At 36.4% G+C, this 13,586-nt stretch carries 14 protein-coding genes; 3 read left to right on the forward strand and 11 right to left on the reverse strand.

Annotated elements, in window-relative coordinates:
- Positions 1-45 precede the first annotated feature (45 nt).
- Positions 46-279 (reverse strand): metal ABC transporter permease, encoded by a 234-nt coding sequence (locus tag AC4G3N_RS07175; RefSeq protein WP_262365954.1) that lies wholly within the window; start codon positions 277-279, stop codon positions 46-48.
- Positions 280-599: 320 nt separating this feature from the next.
- Here AC4G3N_RS07175 and AC4G3N_RS07180 point away from each other — a divergent pair, with 320 nt between their 5' ends.
- The gene (locus AC4G3N_RS07180) at positions 600-902 is read left to right on the forward strand and encodes a hypothetical protein (RefSeq protein WP_066100171.1); all 303 of its coding nucleotides are present in this window, start codon (positions 600-602) and stop codon (positions 900-902) included.
- A 62-nt stretch (positions 903-964) separates the two neighbouring features.
- Here AC4G3N_RS07180 and AC4G3N_RS07185 read toward each other — a convergent pair whose 3' ends face one another.
- On the reverse strand, positions 965-1,486 hold the full coding sequence (locus tag AC4G3N_RS07185; protein ID WP_066100172.1) for a type 1 glutamine amidotransferase domain-containing protein: 522 nt from the start codon (positions 1,484-1,486) through the stop codon (positions 965-967).
- Positions 1,487-1,699: 213 nt separating this feature from the next.
- Between AC4G3N_RS07185 and AC4G3N_RS07190 the strand changes: the two genes are divergently transcribed.
- Both AC4G3N_RS07190 and AC4G3N_RS07195 read left to right on the forward strand, forming a co-directional pair.
- Positions 1,700-2,290 carry an FtsB family cell division protein gene (locus AC4G3N_RS07190; RefSeq protein WP_066100175.1) on the forward strand — a complete coding sequence of 197 codons (591 nt, stop codon included), beginning with the start codon at positions 1,700-1,702 and terminating at the stop codon, positions 2,288-2,290.
- Between the two features lie 225 nt (positions 2,291-2,515).
- Entirely contained in the window at positions 2,516-2,872 is a 357-nt protein-coding gene (locus AC4G3N_RS07195; RefSeq protein WP_066100178.1) for a helix-turn-helix domain-containing protein, read from the forward strand.
- 39 nt (positions 2,873-2,911) lie between these two features.
- Here AC4G3N_RS07195 and AC4G3N_RS07200 read toward each other — a convergent pair whose 3' ends face one another.
- The 9 genes from AC4G3N_RS07200 to ppc all read right to left on the reverse strand — a co-directional run bounded on the left by AC4G3N_RS07200 (position 2,912) and on the right by ppc (position 13,441).
- Positions 2,912-3,322 (reverse strand): MaoC/PaaZ C-terminal domain-containing protein, encoded by a 411-nt coding sequence (locus AC4G3N_RS07200; protein WP_066100179.1) that lies wholly within the window; start codon positions 3,320-3,322, stop codon positions 2,912-2,914.
- Positions 3,319-3,768 (reverse strand): MaoC family dehydratase N-terminal domain-containing protein, encoded by a 450-nt coding sequence (locus tag AC4G3N_RS07205; RefSeq protein WP_066100182.1) that lies wholly within the window; start codon positions 3,766-3,768, stop codon positions 3,319-3,321. Before AC4G3N_RS07205 ends, AC4G3N_RS07200 begins: the two co-directional genes overlap by 4 nt.
- A gap of 14 nt (positions 3,769-3,782) precedes the next feature.
- On the reverse strand, positions 3,783-4,547 hold the full coding sequence (locus AC4G3N_RS07210) for a beta-ketoacyl-ACP reductase (RefSeq protein ID WP_066100185.1): 765 nt from the start codon (positions 4,545-4,547) through the stop codon (positions 3,783-3,785).
- Between the two features lie 82 nt (positions 4,548-4,629).
- A complete protein-coding gene (locus AC4G3N_RS07215; protein ID WP_066100188.1) occupies positions 4,630-5,808 on the reverse strand; it encodes an acyl-CoA dehydrogenase family protein in 1,179 nt (392 codons plus the stop codon).
- A 109-nt stretch (positions 5,809-5,917) separates the two neighbouring features.
- Complete coding sequence (locus AC4G3N_RS07220; protein WP_066100189.1) at positions 5,918-6,808, reverse strand: R2-like ligand-binding oxidase; 891 nt, start codon at positions 6,806-6,808, stop codon at positions 5,918-5,920.
- Between the two features lie 24 nt (positions 6,809-6,832).
- Positions 6,833-8,371 (reverse strand): class I adenylate-forming enzyme family protein, encoded by a 1,539-nt coding sequence (locus AC4G3N_RS07225; RefSeq protein ID WP_066100192.1) that lies wholly within the window; start codon positions 8,369-8,371, stop codon positions 6,833-6,835.
- A 739-nt stretch (positions 8,372-9,110) separates the two neighbouring features.
- Positions 9,111-9,332: a DUF2187 family protein gene (locus AC4G3N_RS07230; RefSeq protein ID WP_066102241.1), complete on the reverse strand. Its 222-nt coding sequence runs from the start codon at positions 9,330-9,332 to the stop codon at positions 9,111-9,113.
- 378 nt (positions 9,333-9,710) lie between these two features.
- The gene (locus AC4G3N_RS07235; protein WP_175354212.1) at positions 9,711-10,172 is read right to left on the reverse strand and encodes a competence protein ComK; all 462 of its coding nucleotides are present in this window, start codon (positions 10,170-10,172) and stop codon (positions 9,711-9,713) included.
- A 518-nt stretch (positions 10,173-10,690) separates the two neighbouring features.
- Positions 10,691-13,441 (reverse strand): phosphoenolpyruvate carboxylase, encoded by a 2,751-nt coding sequence (ppc, locus tag AC4G3N_RS07240; protein WP_139891202.1) that lies wholly within the window; start codon positions 13,439-13,441, stop codon positions 10,691-10,693.
- Positions 13,442-13,586: the final 145 nt, after the last annotated feature.

Here is a 13,586-nt window from a genome sequence, read left to right on the forward strand (position 1 = left end):
ACATTTTAAATAAAAGAATTTCTTAATTTTCTATGTTGGAAATTTTTAAACACGATTCCATGGGTAGGTGAGAACAAAAACACGTCCAAAAATCAAGCCAGACACTGCAACCATACAACCGGCAATAGAGACATCTAAAACAACGGCTGTGTAATAACCGAAAACGGAGCTTACCCCAACTATTAAACTGATCATAATCATGACACTCAGGCGCTCTGTTAAAAGATAGGCAGTTGAGGCCGGTATAATCAACATACCTATAACAAGAATAGCGCCCACACTCTCCCCCCTTTAAAAAACACTTATAAACCTTTAAAATATCAATATCACTAAAAAAGTTTTATAAGTGTATCTATTCCATCCCATTCGCTCTCCAAGAACCCTTTTTATTTATAATAATTATAAATAAAAAATATTACAGTTTTGGTCATTTAAAAGAACTTTCTCCATATTAAATTTTTGTTAACAATATCGAAAATCTAGCTATGGTGAAAATTCAGATAAAATTATATAATTAAATCTTATAGGACACCATACACACATGTTTCTTATAAAAAACTCATGTTAAGAGTAGAATAATAAATTAGGAGGGAACTTGTATGAAGGTCATTGTGTATAAAAAAGATATCGATCAATTCCTGGCTGATTTTAAATCTATCTCTTCTTATGATGAAGTTGGTAAGAAGTATTACTTTATCTTTGAAGACCATATTAGAGGTGGCCACTGGACCTTAATGTTTTATGATAAAGAAGGAAAATGGACAGCGCATGGTAAGGGAGAGTTTTATAGCGACATAGATGAATTACAGCTTTCAGGTGATCAATTAAAACTTTTCATTTACAAAAACAGAAAATATATTAATAATGTGATTCGACAATTAAGAGTAGCTATTCCATCTTAAGTCTTAGGATCCACAGACAATATAAAGAAGCCAGTGTTTACATTTAAACACTGGCTTCTTTATTAGTTCTCTAGTACTTTGATAAATTCACGCATGTAATCCGGTAAATCAGGCGGGCGTCGACTTGAAACAATATGTCCGTCTACGATAACCGCTTCATCATACCAGGAAGCTCCTGCATTGACCATATCATCTCGTATTCCAGGTGTACTTGTCACCTTTACTCCCTTTAAAATATCAGCTGATATCAATACCCAGCCTGCATGGCAAATTTGTCCGATTGGTTTTTGCCGTTCATCCATTTTTTGGATAAACTCTAATACTTCTGGAAATCTGCGAAGTTTATCAGGAGCCCAGCCTCCAGGAACTAAAACTGCGTCATAATCATTTGGATTTACTTCTGCAAAGCTATACTCACTTTCTGCGGGTACGCCATACTTGCCAATATACTTGACTTTTGCCTGTTCACCCGCCAAATGAACTATTGCTCCTTCTTCACGCAGTCGATGAATTGGATACCACAATTCGAGGTCCTCAAATTCATGATGTACAAAACTTAGAATCTTCTTATCCTTTAATCTCATAATGTCACTCCCTATCAATCATTTCTTATGTACCTATTCCCTATTCTTATAAAACTATTCTTCGTAATCATATCAACCACTTATGCATTTATTAAATCAATTTTATCAACACACTTTAGCAACTCAAGATAAAACGGAATATTCGCATTTTAGACTACACATCTAGCCTATTTATTTATAAAATTATATTAAAATAACAAGAGGGAGATTCATATGAGAAAATTAAACACAAGAAAAATAGTACTATTATTTGTTTTAGCAGGTTTGTTTAGCCTCGGATTAATCATTCAATATTACTATCAGCATTCTAAAGCTTCCGCTGAGCTGGAACAATTAAATAAAGAAATTAATCTTGCTAAAGAAAACAATAAACAGTTGGAAAGGGAAATCATAAATTTACACAAAGAAATCGAAAAATACGCCGAAGAGGAATCACCTATTACCGATGATGTTGATTCAAATATAAACTCCACAGAAGATAAAATAAACACTGCTGATACAACGAATACGGTTGAAGATGAAACAACCAAACTCTCGTCTGATGAAGAAAACGAAAAACAACAGGGCACTTCTGATCTCGAATCCGCTCAGGATCAGGCTATTAATCTCGTAAAGGATCATATTAATTATACCAATGAATCAAACGTTCATTTCGAAGTCCAAGGGAAGATATCAGGCACTGAGGATTTATCTATACATGTATATGAAGTAGTAGTTGATGAGGGAGAAAGCCAGCATACCGCAACCTGGGGATGGTATGGAGTTAACGTTACAACAGGAAAAGTTTACGAAATTAATGGTTGAGCCATACTGATTGGCAATACTTAAATATGGATTACGGCATTGTTTAGACAACAAGAAGGATAAAAGAGATCATAGGCACAATTTGGGTGATTTCTAATTATGCACGATAAAAAGACATATAAAATGTACTATAAAGAGACATTTTACACCTTATTACTCGCTCATTTGTAACTTTTGTCCTATAATATATATATACAATACGTTTCGTAAAAGGTGGGAGCAACCATGAAATCCTCTTTTGGAAGCAGGTTAAAAGAGTTGCGTAAAGAGAAGCGTTTGTCACAGGAAGAACTAGGAGCTATTATAGGGGTCGCACAATCAACCATGGGATCTTACGAACGGGAAACACGCGAACCAAGTATTGACGGAATATTGGAACTTGCCCATTATTTTGATGTATCTGTCGATTATTTACTGGGTAACTCTAATGAACGAAAAATACCTGAATTAACACAGTTACAAGGATCCTATGACTTGCATAAATTCATGCATGAGAATGAGATTGTGCTATATGGCAGAACCTTAACAGAGGATGAAAAACAGCGTCTGTTAGATATCTCATTAGGCCTCTTCTATCGTTAATCATTTACCGGATACAGGCAGCTTAAAAGCTGCCTGTATTTAACTAGTTTCGTATAAATAATACACTACGGTACCTTTCAGTACCTCCTGCTCTTTTTGATTAATAGCAGAAACGATAAAATGTAACTCATTTTCTAATTTTGTTTCAAGCTTTGCTTTTAATCTTATTGAATCGTTCAAAAAGACCATGTCACGAAAACGAATTGTAAAATCTTTTATAAATCCATCCTCATAATAAGGGGTAAACAGTTTTGACAGATTCCCCATTGTCCACATTCCATGTGCTATAATACCCGGAAGTCCTAATCTTTTTGCTTGCTCTTCATCCTTATGGATAGGATTATGATCCCCAGAAGCATTAGCGTACTCAACCAATGCTTCTTTAGAAACAGGTTCCAATTTTACTTCTTCCAATTCATCACCAGTCTGTATATCAAGCAAACATGTCATGCTTTCAACTCCTTTTGCACAACTTCATTTATAATAATGACAATGGTAGAAGTAAATATCGAGTTTCCTTCTTTATCTTCACCATTGTTTTCAATCCGCAAAATGCCCATTTTTCCGTTACTTCCAGTTCTCTCTTTATAATCTTTTACTTTTGCAAAACAATATACTTCTTCATCTATTAATAAAGGTCTCTCATAATGATAGATTTGCTCTCCATGGATTAGTCCTTTAGATGGCAGCTCCAGACCTTCTAACTCTCCATAATTGAATACTCTTGGATATGTTGGTGGAGCGATATTCTCACCGTATCTTGATTTCTTGCCATATTCCCGATCAACATATATAGGATGCTCATCTCCAATTGCTTTGGCAAATTGTTTAACACGTTCTCTGTCAACTCTATTTAACACTCGATTTGATCTCTTGCCTACTGCTTGAGCAAACATTCATCTCACCTCAATTAATTTTTAGGTCCACCTGCCACATATAAAACCTGTCCGTTTACAAACGAAGACTTTTCATCAGCAAAAAATAAAACAGCGTTAGCAATATCTTCAGGTTTACCACTGCGTCCAACAGGAATGATTGAAACATTTGCTTCAATTAACTGTTCAAATGGTATACCGACTCGAGCAGCTGTCTCCTTTGTCATATCTGTTTCAATAAATCCAGGTGCCACTGAATTAGCCGTAATACCAAACCCACCCAGTTCAATAGCCAAGGTTTTAGTAAACCCCTGCAAACCGGCCTTTGCTGCAGAATAATTCACTTGCCCTCTGTTCCCAAGCGCTGAGGTGGAGGAGATATTAATAATGCGCCCATACTTTTGCTGGACCATATATTTTTGCGCTGCTCTAGTCATATTAAAGGAGCCCTTCAAGTGAACATCCATTACCAATTGCCAATCTGTATCTGTCATTTTAAAAATCAGGTTATCTCGGATGACTCCTGCATTATTAACCAGAATATCAATAGCGCCATAGTGTTCATATACTTCCTTTACAGCTTTCTCCACTTCCTCTGATGAAGTAACATCTGCAACACGAGTCATACAATCAAATTCTTTCTGTTTAAATTGTTCCGCAGTCGCTTGCAGTGCTTCTTCATTTACATCAAAAAGCGCTACCTTAGCACCTTGTACGGCCAAATTTTCTGCAATTGCTTTACCTATCCCTCTACTTCCTCCGGTAATAATGGCCACTCTATTTTCAAATCTCCCAGTCATGCTACGTTCACATCCCTTTCAAATAAGATAAACGTTAATTATTTCTACAAAAACCACAAAATTCCTTTTATTAGGAGTTGATTCAGCTAAATTCTCCTATTTTAACATGACCTTTTATAAGATTACGGGCGATGATCATTCGCTGGATTTCGTCAGTTCCATCATAAATTCTCCAAAGTCTTGCTTCACGGTACCAACGCTCAATCGGTAATTCTCTCGTATAACCCATACCACCATGAATTTGTAAAACCCGATCGACCACCCGATTTCCCATATTGGCCCCATACAATTTTGCAATCGACGCTACATGCCGGTTATCTTCCCCATGATCAAGAGTAAATGCAGCATTTAAGGTAAGCCACCTCGCTGCTTCAATCTCAACCGCAGAATCAGCTATCTGCCATTGAATGGCTTGTCGCTCGGCAATTGGTTTACCGAATGTGATACGCTCCTTTGCATAATCAATTGCCATTTGCAATAATCGCTCAGCCGCACCAACAGCGCGCGCTCCTACAATCCATCTTGCAAAGCCAATCCATTCAAGCCCTAAATTATATCCTTTATGCAATTCACCTAAGATATTTTCCTCAGGAACTCGAACATTATCAAACACTAATCCGGCTGGACCTCCTTCCCCCATCGTTTGGATAAACTCAGAACGCCATCCCATATCACGGTCTACGATAAAACAGGTTACTCCTTCACGACCTCTTGATTCGATGTGCTGTTGTTTATCGGTAATTGCCATGGCCATAACAAAGTCAGCATCATTTCCTCCCGTAATAAAGGTCTTCTCTCCATTAAGGACCCATTCTGAGCCATTCTTTACAGCTGTCATTTTTATATTTTGCGTATCCGAGCCTGCACCTGGTTCTGTCATGGCGAAACAGGATTTCTTGTCACCGTTTATTGTAGGGATCAAGTATTTTTTCTTTTGTTCATCATTTGCATAGTACAGAATATTGTCCGCTGAACCGCCAAAGGTGAAAGGGACAAACGTTTTGGCTACCTCAATAGCTACAATAGCCATCATCATCTGACCTAAGTCAGCGCCGCCATATTCTTCAGGTGTGTTAATGCCCCAAAATCCAGCTTCCTTCGCTTTTAATTGTAATTCCTTAAGCTTACCCGGAGAGAGGCTTGGTTTCCCTTCTCGTTCATTTCGTAACACTTCATTTTCTAATGGCATTAATTCCTTTTCCACAAATCTACGAATTGTTTTTTGAACCATTTTTTGTTCATCAGTTAAACGTAAATACATACTAATCCCCCTATCATTTAAATACTAACCAGTCGGTATGTTTTATTTACAGATGCTCTATAGAGCACCTGAATAGATTTACTAGATTTATAGAGTCGAGTGTTCTTACTTAAATCATGCCAACTTCGCTTTCAGAAGTTCTATAGATCTCTTCAATTTTCTTTCCTCTCGCCCTTGATAGAATATCCATTCTAATTTGAAGCTGCTTCATGGAAAAGTTAACAACCTCTTCAGGGCTTGTCCCAAATGCCTCTATATCCGCATCTGTTAATCCCTCTTCCACAATTGTTAGAGCCATCGGCGTTAACTCCGCCATCCGTTTCATGACAACATCATCATATATATGAGGATGCTCACAAATCAAACGCTGAAGCAAGTAAGTACCATAGCCGATATGGCGAGATTCATCCCTCTTCAAATTGCCAATTCCCTCAAGCAATCCTGGCATTAAATTTGATTTTTCCAGCGATTGATAAAATGAAAAATATCCCGTTTCAGCAAGTACCCCTTCTACAAACATGTTATATACAGTGGAGGCATCCGCAATCGCCTCAGGTGATTGATCTGTAAGCAGGCGATCCATTGCATTTGGTAAAATGACTTGAAATACTTGCTTATACGTATCTGTTAATAAAGGATTTAACTCACCCTTTTCTCCAATTGCGTCCAAGACGGCTCTAAAAAATTCAGTATGCTTTGCTTCTTCAAACAGGAAGGTAGTCAGGAACATTTCCTCTTCAATCCGTCCCTCCTTGGCAATTGCCATCATAAGCGGTAATAAATCAAGTGTGACAGCTTCTTCTCCTGCCTGAAATTGTGAAAGAAGACGAAGAATGCTATGCCTTTGTCCCGGTGTTGCCTGCTTCCAATCCGTAGCATCCTTTGTAAAATCGATATCAGCTGGATTCCATGTCCCCACCCTTTTTGCTTTTTGATACAAACGATATGGAAATGAATCTACCAAGAGGCCTCTTGACGTAGCTGTAATGGTTTCTCTCATATTTATAAACTCCCTTCATTAAAATTATTTATAGTCCCGCTCTATTATTCTCTCGGATGCGGCAGTTCGGAGATGAGTCTTCAGAATTTTCCCTACACCATTCCGCGGTAGTGCATCAAAAAATAATATTTTTCTTGGCGTTTTATTTTTTGCAAGATGTTCCTGACAATATGCAATTAGTTCCTCTTCCTGGATATCTTTTTTTGATTCCCTGACAATGCATGCTACCAACTCTTCACCCATACTGGCATCTGGTATTCCAATGACAGCCACTTCAGATACCGCATGATGCTGACTTAATATCTCCTCTACATCACGTGGATAAATATTGAACCCTCCACGGATAACTAAATCTTTTTTTCGGTCGACAATATATAAATAACCATCTTCGTCGATACGTCCTAAATCTCCCGTATGCAACCAACCGTCTATTAATACGTTGTTTGTTTCGCTTTCATTGTGAAAATAACCGGGTGTCACATTTTCTCCCTTCACCACCACTTCTCCAATCTCACCGGTTGGCAGCTCCAAAGCCAATCCATCCACAATTTTAATTTGTACCCCCGGTATAGGAAATCCAACAGATCCGGGTCTAACCGGCTGACCCTTTTTATGAGCTGTAACAATAGGTGAGGCCTCAGATAATCCATAACCTTCATAAACCTTTGCCCCAAACCTTTCTTCAAATGCTGCCAGCAAGGCAGTGGGTAATGGCGCAGAACCTGAACTTATAGATTCCAAGCTTTGAAGATCGTATTGATTATAATCAGGATACGAGACCAAGGCATGAATCATGGCAGGAACACTGGCAAACGATTTAATTCTGTGCTTTTCTATTGCTGCTAATGTTTTTGCAGGGTCAAACCTGGAGAAGATAACAATTGAACTTCCCACTATGTAACATGTATTTGATATGGTTAACCCATACACATGAGCTAGCGGAAGAATTCCGAGTGTCGTTCCTCTCTCTGTATTAGCATGTTTGGCAGAGTTAACCGCATTTGAATAGAGGTTTGAATGAGTCAGCATAACTCCCTTTGGGTTACCTGTAGTACCTGAGGTATAGAGAATAACAGCAGTATCTTTTGAATCGATATCTATAGAAAATCGCTTGTCCAAATTCTCATTGGAATCCATATATTCATATATATTAATCGCAGTACTGGAAGTATCATCATCTGTAATAATTACGGTTGGTTTTATGTTTAATAAATCAATCGCTTGTTGGATATGATCGAGTATGATTTTAGAGGTGATAATTAGTTTGGCTCCGCAATTTGCGGCAATATAGGCAATTTCTTTTGGATGGAGTGAAAACATAACAGGTACAATGATAGCACCGGCTCTTGTTATCCCTTGATACGCAATTAATACTTCAGGCATATTTGGCATAATGACAAGGATTCTGTCTCCTGGCTGAATCCCTCTATTTCTAAATCCATTGGCCAATCGATTGGCATATCTCCTTGTCTCTACATTTGTAAATTGCTTGTTTCCATAGAATAAAAAAGAGTACTCATCGAATTTTTCGATATTCGAATCAAGCAATTGTGATAGCTTCACTTTTTCTCCTCCAATTCGCGGAATTTTTCACAAAAAAAATAAATTCTCATGTCTCCAGCTTGAAGCTTCCTATAAGGACCTACCAATTAAAACTACCAATTATATCAAACTGAACACTGCTAATCTTGAAGTGTTATTCCTATTTAAAACGCTACGATACCTCAGAGGATTCATAAATTTACCAAAGGATTTTCAATGTAGCAGTTAACCATTCTCTTGCATATTAGAAACAAAGAAAGATTACGGTACTACTTTACCTTTTTATCTAAAGACTCCAGGACGTAAATAAAAGAATAAACAAAGCCTATTAAACACCCCCTTTGCATGTAAGCGTTTTCAAATAAAATTTTAAAAAACTGTCGATACAAACAAAGCTATCTTTTTTCAGATGATTAATTCCACTATGCTTCTTACAATATGTTCTTTACACGACCTTTAAATTCCTACCTATAATTTTAAATATTCAGAAAAATTATTATGATAATTTGTTGGGGGAATAAATTTTTTTTGTTGTGGGAATAACCAGCTTTTTATACAGATTGATAGACCAAGTCCCTGGTTACAAGAAGAATGAACAGATAAAGGCACTCAGCATAAAAATCTGAACTAAGAAAGTTAGATAAGCAGCTAACTTTTATGTACAGTTCATAAACCGAGTGCTTTTATCTATATATGAATATTTCAGATTATTAAATCTATTTCATTCAGTTTAAGTGCTAGTTTTATAGACAGATACAGGTTACATGGATGATGATCTAACTACTTTGTAATTATTATGGCGCACGACCGTTCTCGGTGTTTCATAACAAAAATGCTCTGCTACTTCTTCATCTATTTCAACAATACATGATAACTCCCTAACAATTGATACTTTTCCTAAAATAGAAAGACCACGTCGCTCAAATTCAACGATATCTCCCACTTTACCTTTATCCTCTATAGCAAGTTCATTTAGTAGCATATTATCCACTTCTTTTCCTCCTCATCAGACTAATATATAAATTTTTATGCATAATTTAGTAATTAATTCAACAAATCAGTGTAATTTGTGACCATTTACATAGAATTTAACACAAATAGTATTAAGAATCAATTGAGTTTTCAAAAAAAAGAGTCTATTTTCTCATTTTGTTTTCTAAAATAACTACTATTCTGATTATTTACTATTTATATCTTAAATAGATAGAAGTAGCAGTACGTCTGTCGCTTTGCACTTAAAACCTAACAAAAAAGAATCCAGTCTAGTGCTGAATTCTTTTAATCTAAACTTTTAGAATATCATTTTTCAAAATTACGAAACTTTCTATTAAACAGCCTTCATGATTTCAAAGAAAGATCATTAAGTGAGACTGAACTTTTCTATTTTATCTTTTAGCTTTAATGCGTTATTATATCGTTTCATTAGTATGGATGCTTTACAATTAATGTTTATAGTTGTTTGATTGGAAAGGTATACGTAACACTCACTACTATCAATCGGGTCGCATCCTCGATAGTGATCTAGTGCTATCCAAGCACATTCTACATCACGACAAGAATGAGTCGGAAACATATAAATACTATGTTGGCCGCTAATCTGCAGAGGCAAAATATAACTTCCTCCCAGATATGATTTTGAACTGTTTTTTGCCCCTTGATAATCAGCACCATAGCCAATGATACTGTCTTTTAAAATAGCAAGCGGAGATTTCTCCACCATATAAAAAGTATCCTGAAAATATAACTGAGTATACAAATAACCTTCCACAAAAACGGGTAATAAAACCTTTGTATCTATCCTAATATATGGTCTGTTTTCCACTATCATATACTCCACCCTTTTTGAATTATATTTGCTTTCTATTCAATAATGGGTATACTACTATTATGTTGGTGTACCCAGCAACAGACTATTGGGCCCGGTCCCCCAGACTGCAGGCCCAATTTCTGATATCCTCTTAATCCCCTTTCCTGGAAATAGATAGGATTTTTATCCTATCCTTAAATAATTATATGACAACCGACATTCTTCTCCAAATCTTTCCTATATCATTTTTTATAAGCGTCTTTACCTTAAAATCTATCGTTTATTTACATCCTTAGGTTTTTATATTATAATAATATATTTTGAAATTGGTATTATAGCAAAATCATAATAAATAAGCAGTTTTTACCGTATAATTTTCATGTTTCCCGTAGGAAAACCTTTAAATTCGGAGAAAATTTACCTGTAAAATTTAATTTTTAATTTTTCACAATAAATTCAAATAAATGCTTTTACGCATCTCAAGAAAATAAAAAGAAGGATGACTCTACTGTCATCCTCCCTACCTTAATCAATCATCCTGTATTACGAAGACCTGCGGCTATACCATTAATCGTATGTAATACCTGAACAACTAATTGGGTATCCACTTCCTTTAAACTTCTTAGTTCTTTAATTAAGTGAACTTGAATGAAATTCAATGGGTCCACATAAGGATTTCGAAGACGAACTGAATCCTTAATATTCGGTGTTTGATCAAGTAATTCTTCATCTCCAGTTATCTCAAGCAGAACTGATTTGGTTTTGTTGTACTCTTCCACTATATCCTCAAATATCCGATCTCCAATTAAAGGATCTTCAACCAAATCAGCATATTCTTTCGCTGTTTTAAGATCTGCTTTCATTAATGCCATTTGCAAATTATCAATTGTGGATCTAAAGAATGGCCAATCCTGATACATCTCTTTCAATGTCTCTATATTGCCTTTTTCTTTATATGCGTATGTTGCTAGACCAGTACCGGAAGCATACCAAGCAGGAAATAACTGTCTGCTTTGTGTCCAGGCAAACACCCAGGGAATAGCTCGTAAATTTTCAAACTTATCACTGTTTTTACGAGCCATCGGTCTGGAACCAATATTCAGTTCACCAATTTCTTTTAGAGGTGTAGCTTGGTTAAAGTAAGTTAAAAAACCTTCATCCTTAAATACAAGTGACTGATATTTTTCATAAGAGATATCAGAGATACTTTCCATGGCGCGTACCCAGCTATCATCCCTTAAATGGCCTTGTTCAGAAGATTTCGAAACATTAGCAGCCGTTTCCAGAAGCGTTGACGTTGCTTGCTCTAAGGAACGATATGCGATGTCTTCTATTAAATAACGAGACGATAATACCTCTCCTTGCTCTGTTATTTTCACCCCGTCTCCCAGTGTTTCGAGCGGCTGAGAGAGAAGACTTCTGCTCAAAGGCCCGCCACCACGGCCAAGAGAACCACCACGGCCGTGAAAGAATTTTGTTGAAATATCATATTCCTTTGCCAATTCATGCAGTTCTATCTGTGCTTTATAAAGCTTCCAATTGGCGGTCAGAGTCCCCCCATCCTTACTGCCATCCGAATACCCCAGCATAATTTCCTGCTGGTTTTTCAGCTTTCTTAGATGCTCACGATAAACTGGCAGGTCAAACAATGCTTTTAAAATAGCAGGTCCGTTTGACAAATCTTCTATTGTTTCTAGTAATGGAGCTACATTCAAATCACTTTCAACTGTACCATCTGCATGAAGCTTATATAATCCCGCTTCTTTGGCCAATAATAAAACTTCCAGCAAATCACTTGCCGAACGTGTCATACTGACGATATAGACCCTAATGGATGCTTTTCCAAATTCTTTATGGGCCTTTTTGATTAATTTAAATACCGTAATAATTTCCTGCGTTTCCTTGGTATATTCTTCATTGTCTAGCAATAGCGGCCTTGGATCCATCAACAATTTTTCCAGCAGCTTTTCTTTTTCTGGCTCAGTCAAATTTGCATAACTGTCTGTAATCTTAATTTTCCTTAGGATTTCATCAATGGCACCTGCATGCTCATCACTATGATTTCGAATATCCAATGTTCCAAGGTGGAAGCCAAACAACTGAACCTGTCTAATTAATTTATGTAAAAGCTTTAACTGATGCCCTTTTGGATGATGCGTATCTATACTTTCTTTAATCATCAGTAGATCCTCAAGCAGTTCTTCCGATGTTTGATACCCTCGTTCATCATTAGCCACCATGCGGACACGTTCAACCATAATAGCCAATTTACGACGGTACGCTTCATTTTTGACAGGCCATTTTTTATCGTCGTTTATATATTTTGATTCTCCCAATTCTATCGATCTCATTATCTCATCACCAACTCTAATTTGGACTGTTGAGTGAGATAAACGTTTCATTAATTCAATTAAAGCCTTTTCATATTTTTTGAGAACTAATGCTCTGTGTCTATTTAGAGTTTCCCATGTAACAGCTGGGGTTACATACGGATTTCCATCCCGATCCCCTCCAATCCATGAACCGAATCGAAGAAAATTTGGCACATTCCAGATTTCACCGCTGTAATGTTCAGTCAATTTGTCTTCTACTTCCTGATGTATTTCGGGTATGACATCAAAGAAAATCTTATCAAAATAATACAATCCATTTCTGACTTCATCAATGACTGTTGGTTTCCTGTCCCTTAATTCATCAGAATGCCATAAAGTAGTAATCTCATTATAGAGGTCTTCTTTAATTTCCTTATATTCATTTTCGGTTAACATAGGATTATTAAGCGTTTTAAGGAGAAGTAATAATCTCTTTTGGATTTCTAATATAGACCGTTTAGCCGCCTCTGTAGGATGGGCAGTAATAATCAATTCCAGTGATATTCGTTCAAGAACATGCTGTATAATTTCACCACTAATATTTTTATCCTTCATAGATTGGATGGCTTTTTCAATTGAACCAGGCTGCTCATCGGAATTGTTCAGTTGATATTCACGCTTTCGTCGAATACGATGATTTTGTTCAGCTGCATTTATTAAGTGAAAATAAACGGAAAAAGCCTTAATAACTTGCATTCTTGTCTCTGGGCTAAGCATTTCTATTTCCTTTTTTAATGTATGATACGTCTCATCTTCCACGTGTAAACGAAGAGATTTACACATTGTACGAATCTTTTCAACGGTATTAAAAAGCTCTTGTCCACCCTGATAGATGAGAACCTCTCCTAGTATATTGCCTAGCAATTTTACTTCCTTGCGCAACGGCTGATTCGTATCCTGTTTTGTGACCACTCAAAAATCCCTCCCACTCTCTAACCAATAAATACTTCAAATATTTCGAGTATTTCTATTAATTATATATAACTATCTAAATAAATGACATTATTTAACTCAATTTCATTGTTTTATTGATAACCATGTATAAAGTGACATATCT

This window comes from Bacillus sp. z50 (assembly GCF_058313585.1).

What these genes read in the sequence shown, in the direction of transcription:
- AC4G3N_RS07210 (WP_066100185.1), bottom strand. Translation starts at nt 4,547, where the DNA reads ATGACTGGGAGATTTGAAAATAGAGTGGCCATTATTACCGGAGGAAGT.
- AC4G3N_RS07220 (WP_066100189.1), bottom strand. Translation starts at nt 6,808, where the DNA reads ATGAGAGAAACCATTACAGCTACGTCAAGAGGCCTCTTGGTAGATTCA.
- AC4G3N_RS07230 (WP_066102241.1), bottom strand. Translation starts at nt 9,332, where the DNA reads ATGCTACTAAATGAACTTGCTATAGAGGATAAAGGTAAAGTGGGAGAT.
- AC4G3N_RS07190 (WP_066100175.1), top strand. Translation starts at nt 1,700, where the DNA reads ATGAGAAAATTAAACACAAGAAAAATAGTACTATTATTTGTTTTAGCA.
- AC4G3N_RS07215 (WP_066100188.1), bottom strand. Translation starts at nt 5,808, where the DNA reads ATGTATTTACGTTTAACTGATGAACAAAAAATGGTTCAAAAAACAATT.
- AC4G3N_RS07195 (WP_066100178.1), top strand. Translation starts at nt 2,516, where the DNA reads ATGAAATCCTCTTTTGGAAGCAGGTTAAAAGAGTTGCGTAAAGAGAAG.
- AC4G3N_RS07180 (WP_066100171.1), top strand. Translation starts at nt 600, where the DNA reads ATGAAGGTCATTGTGTATAAAAAAGATATCGATCAATTCCTGGCTGAT.
- AC4G3N_RS07200 (WP_066100179.1), bottom strand. Translation starts at nt 3,322, where the DNA reads ATGACATGTTTGCTTGATATACAGACTGGTGATGAATTGGAAGAAGTA.
- AC4G3N_RS07185 (WP_066100172.1), bottom strand. Translation starts at nt 1,486, where the DNA reads ATGAGATTAAAGGATAAGAAGATTCTAAGTTTTGTACATCATGAATTT.
- AC4G3N_RS07205 (WP_066100182.1), bottom strand. Translation starts at nt 3,768, where the DNA reads ATGTTTGCTCAAGCAGTAGGCAAGAGATCAAATCGAGTGTTAAATAGA.